At 69.6% G+C, this 15,714-nt stretch carries 13 protein-coding genes and 1 tRNA gene; 9 read left to right on the top strand and 5 right to left on the bottom strand.

Annotated elements, in window-relative coordinates; translation table 11 throughout:
- The first annotated feature begins 49 nt into the window (after nucleotides 1-49).
- Nucleotides 50-1,501: an adenylosuccinate lyase gene (gene purB, locus AB5L97_RS17965; RefSeq protein ID WP_423246803.1), complete on the top strand. Its 1,452-nt coding sequence runs from the start codon at nucleotides 50-52 to the stop codon at nucleotides 1,499-1,501.
- Nucleotides 1,502-1,579: 78 nt separating this feature from the next.
- On the opposite strand, the gene AB5L97_RS17970 is transcribed toward purB, so the two are convergent.
- Nucleotides 1,580-2,647 carry a YihY/virulence factor BrkB family protein gene (locus AB5L97_RS17970; protein WP_423246865.1) on the bottom strand — a complete coding sequence of 356 codons (1,068 nt, stop codon included), beginning with the start codon at nucleotides 2,645-2,647 and terminating at the stop codon, nucleotides 1,580-1,582.
- A 116-nt stretch (nucleotides 2,648-2,763) separates the two neighbouring features.
- Here AB5L97_RS17970 and AB5L97_RS17975 point away from each other — a divergent pair.
- A tRNA-Met gene (locus AB5L97_RS17975) sits at nucleotides 2,764-2,837 on the top strand.
- Between the two features lie 82 nt (nucleotides 2,838-2,919).
- On the opposite strand, the gene AB5L97_RS17980 is transcribed toward AB5L97_RS17975, so the two are convergent.
- Nucleotides 2,920-3,900, bottom strand: coding sequence for an NAD(P)H-dependent flavin oxidoreductase (locus AB5L97_RS17980; protein ID WP_369045707.1), 981 nt, complete (start codon nucleotides 3,898-3,900; stop codon nucleotides 2,920-2,922).
- 104 nt (nucleotides 3,901-4,004) lie between these two features.
- On the opposite strand from AB5L97_RS17980, the gene AB5L97_RS17985 reads away from it, so the two are divergent.
- Nucleotides 4,005-5,000 (top strand): AraC family transcriptional regulator, encoded by a 996-nt coding sequence (locus AB5L97_RS17985; protein ID WP_369045708.1) that lies wholly within the window; start codon nucleotides 4,005-4,007, stop codon nucleotides 4,998-5,000.
- Between the two features lie 218 nt (nucleotides 5,001-5,218).
- Here AB5L97_RS17985 and AB5L97_RS17990 read toward each other — a convergent pair whose 3' ends face one another.
- Nucleotides 5,219-6,937, bottom strand: a complete 1,719-nt coding sequence (locus AB5L97_RS17990; protein WP_423246804.1) for an FAD-binding dehydrogenase — start codon at nucleotides 6,935-6,937, stop codon at nucleotides 5,219-5,221.
- Nucleotides 6,938-6,992: 55 nt separating this feature from the next.
- Here AB5L97_RS17990 and AB5L97_RS17995 point away from each other — a divergent pair, with 55 nt between their 5' ends.
- Nucleotides 6,993-7,694 carry an SAM-dependent methyltransferase gene (locus AB5L97_RS17995; protein WP_369045710.1) on the top strand — a complete coding sequence of 234 codons (702 nt, stop codon included), beginning with the start codon at nucleotides 6,993-6,995 and terminating at the stop codon, nucleotides 7,692-7,694.
- 132 nt (nucleotides 7,695-7,826) lie between these two features.
- Nucleotides 7,827-8,159, top strand: a complete 333-nt coding sequence (locus AB5L97_RS18000) for a DUF2853 family protein (protein WP_307956161.1) — start codon at nucleotides 7,827-7,829, stop codon at nucleotides 8,157-8,159.
- A 214-nt stretch (nucleotides 8,160-8,373) separates the two neighbouring features.
- Here the strand turns inward: AB5L97_RS18000 and AB5L97_RS18005 are convergent, their stop codons facing one another.
- Nucleotides 8,374-9,783, bottom strand: coding sequence for a flavin monoamine oxidase family protein (locus AB5L97_RS18005; RefSeq protein WP_369045711.1), 1,410 nt, complete (start codon nucleotides 9,781-9,783; stop codon nucleotides 8,374-8,376).
- A 132-nt stretch (nucleotides 9,784-9,915) separates the two neighbouring features.
- On the bottom strand, nucleotides 9,916-10,608 hold the full coding sequence (locus AB5L97_RS18010; RefSeq protein WP_369045712.1) for a TetR/AcrR family transcriptional regulator: 693 nt from the start codon (nucleotides 10,606-10,608) through the stop codon (nucleotides 9,916-9,918).
- 218 nt (nucleotides 10,609-10,826) lie between these two features.
- Here AB5L97_RS18010 and AB5L97_RS18015 point away from each other — a divergent pair, with 218 nt between their 5' ends.
- From AB5L97_RS18015 to AB5L97_RS18030, 4 genes are all read left to right on the top strand, one after another.
- Nucleotides 10,827-11,948: a nitrilase-related carbon-nitrogen hydrolase gene (locus AB5L97_RS18015; RefSeq protein WP_369045713.1), complete on the top strand. Its 1,122-nt coding sequence runs from the start codon at nucleotides 10,827-10,829 to the stop codon at nucleotides 11,946-11,948.
- Nucleotides 11,945-13,000, top strand: a complete 1,056-nt coding sequence (locus tag AB5L97_RS18020) for an agmatine deiminase family protein (RefSeq protein WP_369045714.1) — start codon at nucleotides 11,945-11,947, stop codon at nucleotides 12,998-13,000. Before AB5L97_RS18015 ends, AB5L97_RS18020 begins: the two co-directional genes overlap by 4 nt.
- A 117-nt stretch (nucleotides 13,001-13,117) precedes the next feature.
- On the top strand, nucleotides 13,118-14,497 hold the full coding sequence (locus AB5L97_RS18025; RefSeq protein WP_369045715.1) for an APC family permease: 1,380 nt from the start codon (nucleotides 13,118-13,120) through the stop codon (nucleotides 14,495-14,497).
- A gap of 113 nt (nucleotides 14,498-14,610) precedes the next feature.
- Entirely contained in the window at nucleotides 14,611-15,711 is a 1,101-nt protein-coding gene (locus tag AB5L97_RS18030) for a pyridoxal-phosphate-dependent aminotransferase family protein (protein WP_369045716.1), read from the top strand.
- Nucleotides 15,712-15,714 lie beyond the last annotated feature (3 nt).

Raw genomic sequence — 15,714 nt, forward strand, 5'->3', positions numbered from 1 at the left:
AGCCCCGCTGAGCCGCAGGGCACGGGAGTGCCATGGAAGAATGGAGGTCATGGCTGATTCATCCTCGCGCATCCCGTCCGGACGTCTTTCCCTTGCCGCCGGTGAGGCTGCCGGGCCGGCAGCCGCGCAGAACATCGCCCTCGGTCCGCTCGACGGGCGCTATCGGCCGACCGTCGCGCCGCTTGTCGACTACCTGTCCGAGGCCGCGCTCAACCGCGACCGCGTGGCGGTGGAAGTCGAGTGGCTCATCCATCTGACCCGCAGCTCGGTCCTCCCCGGCGCGGGTCCGCTCACCGCCGAGCAGGAGGAGGGCCTGCGGAAGATCGTCACGGAGTTCGACGCCGCCTCGGTCGGCGAGCTCGCGGAGATCGAGGCCGTCACAGTGCACGACGTCAAGGCCGTCGAGTACTACATCGGACGGCGCCTCGAGGGCCTCGGCATCAAGGACCTGACCCCCATGGTGCACTTCGGCTGCACCTCCGAGGACATCAACAACCTCTCGTACGCGCTGGGTATCAAGGGCGCCGTCGAGGACGTGTGGCTCCCCGCCGCCCGCGCGCTCGTGGACCAGATCGCCGAGATGGCCCGCACCAATCGCGACGTGCCGATGCTCTCGCGCACGCACGGCCAGCCCGCGACCCCCACGAGCCTGGGCAAAGAGCTCGCGGTCATGGCGCACCGCCTCGGCCGGCAGCTCACGCGGATCGGGCGCACCGAGTACCTCGGGAAGATCAACGGCGCGACAGGCGACTTCGCGGCGCACGTCGCGTCCGTGCCCCGGGCGGACTGGCAGCAGGTCTCGGAGTCCTTCGTCGAGGGTCTCGGACTCACGTGGAACCCCCTGACCACGCAGATCGAGAGCCACGACTGGCAGGCCGAGCTGTACGCGGACGTGTCGCGCTTCAACCGGATCCTGCACAACGTGTGCACCGACATCTGGAGCTACATCTCCATCGGCTACTTCGCGCAGATCCCGGTGGCTGGCGCGACGGGGTCCTCGACGATGCCGCACAAGGTCAACCCGATCCGCTTCGAGAACGCCGAGGCCAACCTCGAGATCTCGTCGTCGCTCCTCGATACGCTCGGCGCAACCCTCGTGACGTCACGCTGGCAGCGCGACCTCACCGACTCGTCCTCGCAGCGCAACATCGGCGTCGCGTTCGGCCACTCCCTCCTCGCGATCTCCAACGTGGCCAAGGGGCTCGACCGGCTCGACGTCGCCGAGGGTGTCCTCGCCGCGGACCTCGACTCGAACTGGGAAGTGCTCGCCGAGGCGATCCAGATGGTCATGCGCGCCGAGGCCATCGCGGGCGTCCCGGGCATGGACAACCCGTACGAGAGGCTCAAGGACCTCACCCGTGGCCACCGCGTCGACGCCGCGCGCATGAAGGAGTTCGTCTCGGGCCTCGGCCTCTCCGCTGACGCCGAGGCACGCCTTCTGGCCCTCACCCCGGGCACGTACAACGGCATCGCGGGCAAGCTCGTGGACCACCTCGGCTGACGACCGCATCCCGTACCGCGCACGACGGCGCGCTGGCACCCCGACGGTGACGGCGCCGCCGTGTCCGGACCGGTCCGCCTACTCCTGCGGACGCCCGCGACCCTGACGAAGCTCCCGGGCGCGGCGGATGTCATCCTCGGCGACCTTCTCCCTCCTCTCTGTCAGGACCGTGTCCTTGGGCGGGAGCTGGATCGACTGCTCGGCCCCGATACCGGCCTGGAGCTCGCGTCCGCGCTCGGTCTCGGCGTCGAACTCCGCCCCGAAGAGCAGGGACATGTTCACGAGCCAGAGCCACAGGAGCAGGATGATCACGCCGCCCAGCGCACCGTACGTCTTGTTGTAGTGCCCGAAGTTGGCCACGTAGAACCCGAAGGCCGCCGTGGTTAAGGCCAGGACGAGCAGCGCGATGACCGAGCCCACTGTGACCCACCGGAACTTCGGCTGCTTGACGTTGGGGGTGAAGTAGTACAGCGAGGCGATGAGGATCATCACGAGGATGAGCAGCACCGGCCACTTCGCGATGCTCCAGATCGCGACCGCGAACCCCCCTAGCCCGATCACGTTCCCCACGGCCTCCGCCACGGGGCCGCTGAGGACGAGCATCGCGGACACCGCCGCGATCAGGATCACCGACGCGATCGTTACGGCGAGCATCGTCCCGCGGAGTCGAAGGAATCCCCTCCCCTCGCTGACCTCATAGACGCGGTTCATGGCACGCCCGAAGGCCCGCACATAGCCGGAGGCCGACCATACAGCGCCGAGGATGCCGACTATCAGTGTGAGGCCCGCGGCTGGGCTCCGCACCAGCTCCTCGACGGGACCGCGGACGGTCTCGGCAGCCGAGCCCGGAGCGATCGAATTGACGATGTCCAGCATCCCCGACACTGTCCTCTCCGCCTGGCCGAAGACTCCCAGAACCGAGACCAGGGCCAGGAGGGCCGGGAACAGGGAGAGCACCGCGTAGTAGGTCAACGAGGCTGCCAGGTCGGGGCAGGCATCCTTGGTGAACTCGCGGAAGGTCTTCAGCGCGATGTACTTCCACGACGGCTTCGTCACCTCGCGCATGCGGTCAGGCTTGCGTGCGTCGTCTGGCGCCGGGGCCGTCGACGACTTGCGCTCAGTCTGTACCGCGTTCTGGTCGGTCATGGCTGCGTTCGCGTCGGTCATGCGCGCTTATTTACCCAGTGCGCGCGCAGAGCAATCGGGCGTACTCCCTCCGGATTTCGCGACGCGGCACTGCTCGTGTAAAGTAGATCAAGCGCCGCGGGGTGGAGCAGTTCGGTAGCTCGCTGGGCTCATAACCCAGAGGTCGCAGGTTCAAATCCTGTCCCCGCAACGAAAAGAAGGCCCCTGATCCGGGAAGACCGGATCAGGGGCCTTTCTGCGTGTGGAGTCGAACGCGCGCCCCCACACACCGGCTAGACGAGCGTCGCGGCGCGGGTACCCGTCCAGATCGGCGTGGCGAGTGCGGCGTCGTACTCCGAGCGCAGGCGGGCGACGACGTCGGCCGCCGACTCGACGGACTTGATGGCGCCGATGCCCTGGCCCGAACCCCAGATGTCACGCCAGGCCTTGGCACTGGCGGAGCCGAAGTCCATCGCGGACGGGTTGGAGACGGGGAGGTTGTCCGGGTCGTACCCCGCGGCGGCGATGCTCCCGCGCAGGTAGTTGCCGTGCACGCCCGTGAAGAGGTTCGAGTACACGATGTCATCGGCGGTGCTGTCGACGAGCATCTGCTTGTACCCGGGCACGGCGTTGGCCTCGTGCGTGGCGAGGAATGCTGTCCCCACATACGCCATGTCGGCGCCCGCCACTTGTGCCGCGAGGATCGAACGGCCGTGGGCGAGTGCCCCCGAGAGCAGCAGCGGGCCGCCGAACCATTCGCGGATCTCGTTCAGCAGCGCGAACGGCGAGATGGTGCCTGCGTGGCCGCCGGCGCCGGCCGCGACGGCAATCAGCCCGTCTGCGCCCTTCTCCACGGCCTTGTGGGCAAACCGGTTGTTGATCACATCGTGCAGCACGACGCCGCCGTAGGAGTGGACGGCCTCATTGAGCTCCGGGCGCGCGCCCAGCGAGGTGATGACGATCGGCACCTTGAAGTCGACGCACGCCTGGAGGTCCCTCTCGAGCCTGTCGTTGGACCTGTGGACGATCTGGTTGACCGCGAATGGCGCAGCTGGCCGGTCGGGGTTGGCCTCCGTGTGCGCGGCGAGGGTCTCGGTGATCTCCGCGAGCCAGTCGCGCAATGCCGACTCCGGGCGGGCGTTGAGGGCCGGGAAGGAGCCGACGACGCCGGCCTTCGACTGGGCGATCACGAGCGCCGGGTTCGACACGATGAACATCGGCGACGCCAGGACGGGAAGCGTCAGCGGGCCACTGAGGACCGGTGGCAGGGACATCACAACTCCTTGAGGTCAGAGGTCTGCTTCCATTCTCACCCCCACGGGAAGCAGGTTCTTAGCTTTGGGCGACATCGCCTTAACCCTGGGTGACAATGGATCACGTGAGCTACCTTCGGTCTGCCAGCCTGCGTGGGTTCCGGACCATCGCCACGGCGTTCGGCGGAGACGCGGATTCCCTCGCAGCACGATCGGGCCTTCCCCCGCGCTGCCTGGACCTGGACGACATGCTCATTCCCGCAACGAGGACGGCCGCGATGCTCGAACTCGCCGCCGACGAACTCGAGTGCCCCGACCTGGGGCTGCGGATGGCGAAGCTGCAGTCGGTCTCGGTGCTGGGGCCCCTTGCCATCGCGATGACCAACTCGCCGAGCATCGGCGGGGCGCTGGATTCCCTTGCGCGCTACCTCTCCGTCCACAGCCGTGTCCTGACGCTAAGCCTGCGGGAGAACCCGGACGGGACGGCCATCTTCTACGGCCCGGCCGGTGCCGGCGGCCCCGTGCAGGCCATCGACCTCGGCCTGGGCTTCATCCACCGCACCATCACCTTCCTCAACCGGGGCCGGTACGGCCTCCTGGGCGTGGAGCTCCCGTACGTGCCCGCGGCGCCGCTCGAGACGGTGGAGGCGTTCTTCGGGGCACCCGTGCGCGTGGGCGGCGTCGAGAGCGCCGCGGTCCTGAGGCTTCCTGCCGACCTCCCCGGGCGGGCTCTGGTCGGGGTCAACGAGACGCTTCGCCAGCTCGCGGTGGCCTTCCTCGACGAGCAGAGCTCAGGGCAGGGCCACGACGTGGTGCCACGAGTCCAGACCGCCGTCCGCGAGAGCCTGGGGACCGGCAAGGTCGAGCTGGCAGGGGTCGCTCGGCTGATGTTCATGCATCCCCGGACCCTGCAGCGCCAACTTGCCGCGGCCGGCGTCACCTTCGGCGGCGTCGTCGACGACGCCCGGCGGGAGACCGCGCTCCGCCTCCTCATGAGCACGTCCGTGAGCCTCGGGCAGATCGCCGCCATGGTCGGCTTCACCGACCAGCCCTCGTTCACGAGGGCGGCTCGGCGCTGGTGGGACGCGCCGCCGAGTCAGGTCCGCGCCCGGCAGACCTGACTCTTATCTTGGCGCGACACCGTTATGAAAACGTAAAAATGCCGCGTTCAGGGCCTGTTGGCCCCTTAGGCTTATTACTGCCGGGTACCCCCCAAGCCCGGAGAGAGCGCGTCGCCAGCCGATCCCCCCAATGACTGGCGGCGCGCTCTCGCATTCGTTCCCCGAAGGCGACCGGAACGTGACGGTGGTGCTCGCCCCGCGCTCGTGACCCAACGAGCCTAGGCAAGTGCAGCCGCGGCGCGCCCGGCCACCCGCCCGGAGAACAGGCAGCCGCCCAGGAACGTGCCCTCCAGCGCGTTGTAGCCCATCATGCCGCCGCCCCCGAAGCCCGCAACCTCGCCAGCGGCGTACAACCCAGGAACCGCAACGCCGGACGACGAGACGCACCGGCCGGACAGGTCCGTCTCGAGGCCTCCGAGCGTCTTGCGCGTGAGGATGTTGAGTCGGACGGCAATGAGCGGGGCGTGCTTCGGGTCGAGGATTCGGTGCGGCGCCGCCACTCGGATGAGCCTGTCGCCAACATACTTCCGGTGCGAACGAAGGAACGTGACCTGGGCGTCCTTGCCGAACGCGTTCTCGATCTCCGCATCCCGCGCCTCGAGCACCCTGCGCACGGCGGCCTCGGACAGGAGCCCTGGCTCGCCCACCCGGTTCATCCCCGTCACGAGTTCCCCCAGCGTGGATGCCACGACGAAGTCGGCCCCGTGCCGCTTGAACGCCTCGACACTCCCCGGCGCACCGGGCAGCACCCGCGAGGCCAGGAGTCGCACGTCCTTCCCTGTCAGGTCCGGGTTCTGCTCCGACCCCGAGAGCATGAACTCCTTCTCGATGATCGACTGCGTGAGCACGAACCACGAGTAGTCGTACCCGGTTCCACGGAGGTGCCTGAGGGTCCCGAGCGTGTCGAACCCCGGGAACAGCGGCGCCGGCAGCCGGCGCCCGGCCGCGTCGAGCCACACCGAGGACGGCCCCGGCAGGATTCGAATCCCGTGGTTCTCCCACACTGGATCCCAGTTGCGGATCCCCTCGGTGTAGTGCCACATGCGGTCGCCGTTGATCACGCGCGCGCCGGCGGCCTCCGCGATCCCGAGCATCCGGCCGTCCACGTGGGCGGGAACGCCCGCCACCATGGTCCTCGGTGGGGTCCCGAGCCGCTCGGGCCACAGCGAGCGGACGAGATCCAGGTTGCCGCCCACGCCTCCGGACGCGATCACGACGGCGCCCGCCTCCACCGCGAACTCTCCCACCGTTTCGCGGCTGCTCGCCTTCCCCCGCACGACGTCCGACGGCGCGAGGCGGGCTCCGCGCACGCCTGTCACCGCGCCGTCGTGCGTCACCGCCTCGTCGACCCGGTGCCGGAACAGGAAGCGGATCCGGGCGGCGTCGGCATGCGCGCGGGCGCGGCGGAGGAACGGCGCGTGGATGCCGGGCCCGGTGCCCCACGTGACGTGGAAGCGGGGCACAGAATTGCCGTGGCCGTCGGCGCGTCCGTCGCCGCGCTCCGCCCAGCCGACCACGGGGAAGAACCGCACACCCATCCCGTGCAGCCACGCCCGCTTCTCGCCCGCCGCGAAATCGAGGTAGGCCTCTGCCCATTGGCGCGGCCAGAAGTCCTCGGGGCGGTCGAACTGGGCGGAGCCGAACCAGTCCTGCCGCGCGAGGGCGAGCGAGTCGTGCACACCGAGGCGCCGCTGCTCAGGGGTGTCGACGAGGAAGAGTCCGCCGAGGGACCAGTGTGCCTGCCCGCCGAGGGACTGCGGTGGCTCCTGGTCGAGGACCACGACGTCGCGCCCGGCGTCCGCCGCCTCGACCGCCGCCACGAGCCCGGCGAGCCCCGCGCCCACCACGCAGACGTCCGCGTGCACCGTTTGATCGGGCGCGGCCTGGTCCGGCGCCGTCCGATCCGTCTGGGGCTGATCCAGCTGGGACTCATCCATGGGCCCACCCTCCCGGGCGATGCCGCGCGCGTCAACGGTGCCGCATACTGGCAGCATGTCCGGCTGCTGCGGGCCCGCGCCCGAAAACCCCGATCGGCACAACCCGGCTCGGGACGTCATCGATCCAGAGCGGTACCGCTCCATCTTCAACGCGAGCTTCTCCCGGAGCATCACGCGACGGTACGAGAAGAAGGGCCTGCGCCCCGTCGAGCAGAGGATCGTGGACTTCCTCGCGGGTGCCGGGCTCGAGGGGGCGAGCGTGCTCGAGATCGGCGGCGGCGCAGGCGAGATCCAGCTCGAGCTCCTCGCACGCGGAGCCGCCCGGTCCGAGAATCTCGAGCTGTCGGACTCCTACGAGGCCGACGCCGCACGCCTCATCCGGCGCGCCGGGATGGCTGGCCGTGTCTCGCGCCGTCTGGGCGTGGACCTCGCAGGGACGCCCGACGCCGTTGAGCCGGCTGACGTCGTCGTCCTCCACCGCGTGGTCTGCTGCTATCCGGACTACGCCGCGCTGCTCGGCGCCGCGGCGGGTCATGCTCGGCGTGCGATCGTGTTCAGCTACCCGCCCCGAAACCTCGCCTCACGTGCGTTCGTGGGCGCAGGCAACCTGATGATGCGGGTGGGCGGGCGCAGTTTCCGGGGCTACATGCACGATCCGGCCGCAATGATCGATGTGGTGCGCAGCCGAGGCCTCGAGCCCGCCTACGAATGGAACGGATGGGCGTGGCGCATCTCGGGAGCGGTGCGGACCGCGTGAGGCCCTAAGGCCGGCACTGGGAGGGATATCTCAATTGTGCTCTGCGTCACGCCTATGATCCGCGCCTACGCCTGAGTAGGGTGACCGACAAGGGCCCGGCCGGGCTCGGATCCGTCACAAGAGGAGCTATCCATGGCTGTCGATTGGGCAGAGCAGGTCAAGAAGCTGGCACCGAATGCGGACGACGAGGTCGTTGCAGGCATCATCCGCCACTGCGGCATCGCGCTGCAGAGCGCCGACGCATCCCTTGTCTCATTCGGCGACAAGACCGAGACAGACCGGGTCCGCGACAGTTTCCTCAAGAAGAAGCTCGGCCGCACCGAGGACGACGCGACCCTGGACGCAGCGATCAAGGCTGTCGGCGAGAAGTTCAAGGGCATCAACCGCCGCCAGCGCCCCACCGTGTACTACCTGCTCGCCGAGCACTTCGACCAGCTTGACCTCTTCCGCAAGAAGGCCAAGTAGCGCGTTCCCTTCCGCGGCGGCCCCGACCGTCTGGGGCCCTTGCCGCCGTCTGGGCGCGCCGCTCCGCCCTCCGTTTAGGGGCGCCCCGCCGTCCGTCTGAGGGTCACCTCCTGTTGGTCTTTGTCAGCACATTGACCTTCAGGAGGTGACCTTCAGGGTGTGACTCCCAGACGTAGAGGGCCGCGCCCGGTAGAGGGCTACTTCGCGTAGGCGACTACTTCGTGGCCGCCGGCGCGAGGGCCCCAAGGACCTCCTCGGCTGCGCGGCGGCCCATGCGCAGCGCGCCGTCGACGTGCTGGAAGCCCTCGGCCGCGAGGTCGGAGCAGGCCCAGTGGATCGAACCAACGGGCGTGCGCTGGTCGGCACCGTAGCGGGACAGTCCGCCGAGGTCGAAGCTCGCCGCGTACGCGCCGCGGGTCCATTCCTCGGAGCCCCAGTCGGACTCGTAGTAGACCTCGGGGACGAGCGCGTGATCGCCGAGGTAGCGTGCGATGGACGTCAAGATCGCTGCCTTGCGCTCCTCGGCCGTGAGGCGGAACATCGCGTCGGCCTTCTCGTCCGAGACGAAGGCCACGAGGGTGCCGCGGGAGTCGCCGTGATTCGTGTTGTCGTAGACCTCCTGGACGAGCTCACCGGCGCCGAAGCACGTGCCCGAGAGGCCTGACTCGCGCCAGAACGGGCGCTCGTACACCGCATGGACCTTGATGACGAGGCCCATCGAGAGGTGCTGGTGCAGCTGGTGCTGGCGACGCGGGAGCGCCGGGACGTACGAGATGCGGCTGTACAGCGTGGGCGGGATGGCGAGGATAGCCCGGCGTGCGGTGACGGTGACGCGGCCGGAGGTGCCGCCGTCGGCCGTCGCGACAACGCCGTGCTCGCCCCATTCCAGAGTGCGCACGGGCGCGCCGAGGACCACGGCGTCGCCGAGATCGGCAGCCATGGCCTCGCTCACGGACTGCATCCCGCCCACTACACGCTGGTCGAGGATGAAGTCCTCGTCCTGGAGGTTGCTGAACGAGCCGGCCGAGGCCGCCATGAGCACGGCCTGCAGGGCCGAGAACGCGTGCGCGGGCTTGGTGAGCATGCCCCCGGCGATGAAGAGGCCGATCAGGTTGCAGGCTTCCTCGTCCGCCGACTGGGCGCGGAGCCAGAGCTGGAAGCTCACAGTGTCGAGCTCGCGGGCCTTCGGGTGCGCCCACGGCTCCTCTGCGCCGATCTCGGCTGCGAGGTCGTCGAGGACCCCGGTGATCCGTTCCACCTCGGCGAGCGTCCCCGGGGAGACCGGGAAGTCGGCGCCCGAGTAGACCGTGCGAGTGCCGTCGGGGGCCACGTAGACGCTGTCGCCCTCGCGGTAGCGCTTGAAGGTGGCCTTGCCGAGCTCGGCGACGAGGCCGAGGAGCTCGGTCTGGTCCGGGCTGATCCACTGGCCGCCGATCTCGAGGAATGCGCCGTCGATCGTGTCGCTCCACGTACGGCCGCCTACGCGGTCGCGGGCCTCGAGAACCACGACGCGCTGGCCCTCCTTCGCGAGTGTGCGGGCGGCCATGAGGCCAGCGGGACCGGCTCCGACGACGACGACATCGGCATCGCGGGTCTGCTCGGCGGGGATCTGGGGTTGGGACATGATCTCTTCCTTCGGGAGGGATGTGGGGGAAGTCTCAAAATGAATCTAGTTCATTAATCGGGCCCTGACAAGCCTGCCGCCTCGAGTTGAGGGGTCACTTCCCCGATGAGGGGTCACTTCCCCGATGAGGGGTCAGGTGCGCATGGCCAAGACAGCGGCGAGGGTGCCCCGCAGGCCAGCGACCAGCGCATTGAGCCCCACGCCGAAGGCCGCATCGGCCGCGGCCGCGCCCCTCCCGGGGCGGGCTGCGACGGCGTCGGCAAACGTCGGAGCCAGCTCGCGGCGCTCACCGACGTCGAAGATCCCCTCTGGCGCGGAGACATCCATTGCAGACCCGAGCACGAACGACTCGACGGCCACCACCACGTCCACCACCATGTCCAGCGGCCATCCGCCGCCCCTGAGCCCCTCGGCCACCCGCTCGTACATGGCCAGGGTGTGCGGCGCGCCGGCCACGGGGAACACCGCGATGATGGGGATGAGGGGCAGGTGCGGCGCGAAGGCCGCGCGATAGGAGTGGGCCCATCTGGTGATCGCGAGGTCCCAGGGGTCCACGCCGAATCCGGAGGTGTCGATCGTCTCGCACACGTCATCCTGCACCCAGTTGAGGACCTCGTCCTTCGACTCCACGTGGTTGTAGAGCGCGGACGGCGCGGTCTTGAGTTCGCGCGCGAGTGCCGCCATGGTGAAGCCCTCATAGCCAGCCCGGGCGACGACGGCGAGCGCCGCCGCGGTGATCTTGCCGGGCGAGAGCACAGGCCGCGGGGGGCGGCCCCGGCGCCGCGGGGGGGCCGGCTGCTGCGCGTCGGGATCGGGGGCATCCATGGTTCGGAGTCTAGTGACCCCCCCGATACAGGGACGCGACTTCGCGTCGTTGGGAGGTGACCCCCCACCGGGGAAGTGACCCCTCATCGCGGGGTGGGGGTTGACCGTGGCGCAGATCACGTGCTCTCATAAACGAACGTCGTTCATTTATAGGCACCCCAGCACGTCCCCACACAGCCCGAGCCAGTCCCCCACCATTTCCCGCGAAGGACTTCCCCATGCACGAGATCCTTGCCCTGCAGCCCCCGGTGTCGTGGGCACGCACAGATGCAGGCTCCACGGACCCCGCGAACCCCCGCCGAGACCCGCTTCGGGTCGCGCTCGTCCAGCACCGCTGGCACGAGGAACCGAAGGCCACCGAGGCCGAGCTCGAGGACGGCATCCGCCGTGCGGCCGCCTACGGCGCACGCGTCGTCTTCCTCCCCGAGCTCACCCTCTCCCGCTACCCCGCAGACACCCTTCCCGAGGACACTCCAAGCGCGATCGCCGAGGACCTCGAGTCGGGCCCCACGCTTGCCTTCGCCCGCCGCGTCGCGGCCGTCCACGGCATCTGCGTCCACGCGAGCCTCTACCGCAGGGGAACCCCCGGAGACCCGCTCGGCTACAACACCGCGATCCTCGTGGCCCCGACGGGCGAGCTCCTCGCGGCGACGGACAAGCTCCACATCCCCGTGACCGAGGGCTACTACGAGGACAAGTTCTTCCGCCCCGGCCCCGAGACCGGGAACCCCTACCCCGTCCACGCGCCCGCAGAACTCGGGGGTGCCCGCCTCGGCCTGCCGACATGCTGGGACGAATGGTTCCCGGAGCTCGCCCGCGTGTACTCCCTTGCAGGCGCCGAAATCCTCGCCTACCCCACGGCCATCGGCTCCGAACCGGGCCACCCCGACTTCGACACCGAACCGCTGTGGCGCCAGGTGATCGTCGGAAACGGGATCGCCAACGGCACGTTCATGGTCGTCCCGAACCGCTGGGGCTCCGAGGGCCTCGTGACGTTCTACGGCTCGTCCTTCATCTCCGACCCGTACGGCCGCATCCTCGCCCGCGCACCACGCGAGGGGTCGGCCGTCCTCGTTGCCGACCTCGACCTTGACCAGCGCCGCGACTGGCTCACGCTCTTCCCGTTCCTCGCCACGCGCCGCCCGGACACCTACGCCGCGCTCACCACCCGTGTTGACCCGGCCCATCCGTTGGGCTCGCCCGAGCCCGCCTCGCCCTCGGACTGGACTCGCGGTGAGACGCACGACGCCGGCAACGCACCGTCGTCGCACGTCCCGCCCATCGTCGGGGTGGCACGGGCGGCACACGCCGCGCACGAGTTGGAAGGGGCGAGCGCATGAGCTGGCGCATGCCCGCGGAGACGGACCCGCACGAGCGGCTGTGGATGGCGTGGCCGTCCGGCGGCTACACGCTCGGCGGGACGGACCAGGACGCACATGAGGCCCGCGCCGCATGGGCCGCCGTGGCCCGCGCAGCGCGAAGGTTCGAGCCGGTCACGATGGTGGTCCGCCCGGAGGACCGCGGCATCGCGCAGGCGTACCTCGATCCGCGCGTCGGCCTGCTCGAGGCGCCCCTCGACGACGCATGGATGCGCGACATGGGCCCGAGCTTCGTCCTCGACGAGTCTGCGGGGGCGCGGGCCGACGGGACCGCCCGGCTGGGCGCCGTCGACTGGATCTTCAACGGCTGGGGCGCCCAGGACTGGGCCAGCTGGGAGCACGATGCCCAGATCGCCGGCACCGTCACGAGCGCGGCCGGCGCCGCCCACGTGCCCAGCAGCCTCGTCAATGAGGGCGGCGGCTTCCAGGTCGATGGCCTCGGCACCGTGCTGCTGACCGAGACGGTCCAGCTGGACCCGGGCCGCAACCCCGGGACCACCAAGGCCGAGGTCGAGGCCGAGCTCGAGCGCACCATCGGCGCGCGCCACGCCGTCTGGCTCCCCCGCGGCCTCACGCGGGACTCGGAGCGGTTCGGGACGCGCGGCCATGTGGACCTCGTCGCGGCCATCCCGAGCCCCGGGACGCTGCTCGTCCACGTCCAGTACAACCCCGAGCACCCGGATCACGAGGTCTCGGGCCACATCCTCGAGACCCTCCGCGCCTCCCGGACGGCAGACGGCACGCCGTGGGACATCATCGAGGTCCCCGCACCGGCCCAGCTGCACGACGGCGAGGACTGGGTCGACTGGAGCTACCTCAACCACGTCGCGCTCAACGGCGGCCTCGTCGCCTGCTCGTTCAACGACCCGCACGACGAGAAGGCGCTGCGCATCCTCGCCGACGCCTACCGCGGGAGGCACGTGACCGCCGTCGACGCCCGCGTCCTCTTCTCCCGCGGGGGCGGGATCCACTGCGTCACCCAGCAGCAGCCCACCGCCCGACCGCGGGCCTGACCCATCCCTCACCCACTCGCACCCGAGGGGACCCTCCCCAGGGATCCGGAATGCCGGACCCATCGCCCATCCGCCCCGTTGCCCGCGGCGGATTGCACAAAGGAAAATGGCCTCAAGATGTCTCAGAACACCACCGCACTGAAGCGGTCGCTCGGCCTCTGGGCGATCGTTGCCCTCGGCATGGGGTACATGACCCCGACCACGGTCTTCGACACGTTCGGCATCGTCTCCGGCGAGACCAACGGAGCGGTCCCGCTCGCCTACCTCGTGGCCCTCGTGGCCATGGTCTTCACCGCCGTCAGCTACGGCCGCATGACGAGGGTCTTCCCCTCGGCCGGCTCCGCCTACACGTACACGTCCGAGACGATCCACCCGAACGTGGGCTTCCTCGTCGGCTGGGCATCGCTGCTCGACTATCTCCTGCTGCCGCTCGTCAACGCCGTGATCGTCCGGATCTACATGGAGTCGTTCTTCCCGGACGTGCCGTCATGGATCTGGGTGGTGGGCTACGTCGTCGTCATCACGATCATGAACCTGTGGAGCATGAACTCGACGTCGAAGATCAACGGAATCCTCGTCGTGTTCGAGGTGGTCCTGATCGGCGTGTTCATCGCCCTCGCGTGGAACGCCCTGGCCAACGGCCAGGGCACGGGCACCCCGTTCAGCTCGGTGCCGCTCTTCCACGACGGCGTGGATGCGGGCGCGGTCATCTCCGGCGCCACCGTGGTCTGCTTCTCCTTCATCGGCTTCGACGCCATCACGATGTACACCGAGGAGGCCAAGGACGCGAATACGGTGCCGAAGGCGATCGTGCTCGCGCTCCTCATCGGCGGAGCGATCTTCTTCGTCGCGGCGTGGTTCGGCCAGTCCGTCTTCCCGACCCTGGACGGCTTCGACAACACCGACGACACCCTGCCCGAGATGGCGCTGAAGGTGGGCGGTGACCTGTTCAAGATCCTGTTCACGTCCGCGGCGTTTGCCGCCACGGTAGCGTCGAGCCTCGCGTCCCACGCGTCGGTGTCCCGCATGCTCTACGTCATGGGCCGCAACGGCCGTGGGCCGGTCTCGCGCTTCTTCGCGTTCGTGCACCCGAAGTACCGCACGCCGGCCTACGCCGTACTGTTCGTCGGCGCCGTCTCGCTCCTCGCGATCCCGTTCACGCTCGAGTTCGTCTCGTCGATGATCAACTTCGGGGCCCTCATCGCGTTCACGTTCGTGAACCTCACGGTGATCATCCTGTTCGCGCTGCGCCGGAAGCAGATCCGGACGCCGCGCGAGATCTTCCTGAACATCGTGCTCCCGCTCATCGGGACCGTGCTCACCGGTGTCCTCTGGGCCAACCTCCAGATGGACGCGCTCATGTACGGAGTCGTCTGGCTCGCGGTGGGCATCGCGTCCCTCGTGGTGATCACCCGCGGATTCCGCCGCAGGGTGTCGGTGGAGATGACCGAGGAGGACATGGCCGGGATCGAGGAAGCAGTGGGCCCCCGCGTCTGATTCACGCCGGCTGGGCGACGTCGAAACGAAGTGATGCACGACGGCGGCGGGCCGGGTCTGGTGACCCGGCCCGGCGCCGTCCTCCGTCACCGGTGCTGGGTAGGGTGGGCCCCATGACTGAAACGCTGCCGTTCCGCTACCTCTTCGGGCCCGGGCCGGGCAATGCGTACCCCGAGGTGATGTCCGCTCTCTCGTACCCCGTGATCGGGCACCTCGACCGCGCGTTCATCGACCGGTTGGACCGCGTCTCGGCGGGCCTCCGGCACGTGTGGGGGACGGCGAACGCGCGCACATGGCCCCTCTCGGCGACAGGATCGGGCGGCATGGAGGCCGCCTTCGTGAACTTCGTGGAGCCCGGCGATCCGGTCGTGGTCGCGGTCAACGGGCTGTTCGGCGAGCGGATGGCGGAGGTCGCGCGCAGGAGTGGGGCCGACGTCGTGCGCGTGGACCACGAGTACGGGCAGCCGGTCGACGTCGAGCGAGTCCTGGCAGCCCACCCGAGTCCCAAGGTCATCGCGGCCGTGCACGCCGAGACGTCAACCGGGGTTCGCTCCGACATCGCGGCGCTTGGTGCGGGCAAGGGCGACGCGCTGCTGCTCGTCGACGCCGTGACCTCGATCGGCGGGCTCGAGCTGCGTGCAGACGACTGGGGCATCGACATCGGCTACGCGGGCACACAGAAGTGCCTCGGCGTACCGCCCGGGCTCTCGCCGTTCACCGTCTCGGAGCGGGCGTTCGAGCGGCGTGTTCAGGACCCGCGGTCCTGGTACTTCGATATCGGGCTGCTCGGCGGGTACGTCGGCGCCGCCGAGGGGCACACCCGCACGTACCACCACACCGCGCCCGTGACGATGGTCGCCGGCCTCGAAGCCGGGCTCGACCGGATCCTCGCCGAGGGGCTCGAGAAGGTATGGGCGCGGCACGAAGCCGCCGGGGCTGCGCTGCGGGCCGGGCTCGAGGCGATGGGCCTCGAGCTCTTCGCCGCCGAGGGTCACCGCCTGCCGTCCCTCACCACGGTTCGCGTGCCCGAGGGCGTCTCCTCCGCCCGCGTCCGCGCCCATCTGCTCGATCGGTACACGCTGGAGATCGGCGCGGGCGTCGGGAAGTACGCGGAGACCGTATGGCGGATCGGGCTCATGGGCCCCAACGCATCGCCCGCGTCGGTGACGCTCGTGCTCGGGGCGGTGGGCGAGGCGCTCGCAGCGACGCGGTAGCCG

Origin of the sequence: Sinomonas sp. P10A9 (genome assembly GCF_041022165.1) — a bacterium.
Lineage (GTDB): Bacteria > Actinomycetota > Actinomycetes > Actinomycetales > Micrococcaceae > Sinomonas > Sinomonas puerhi.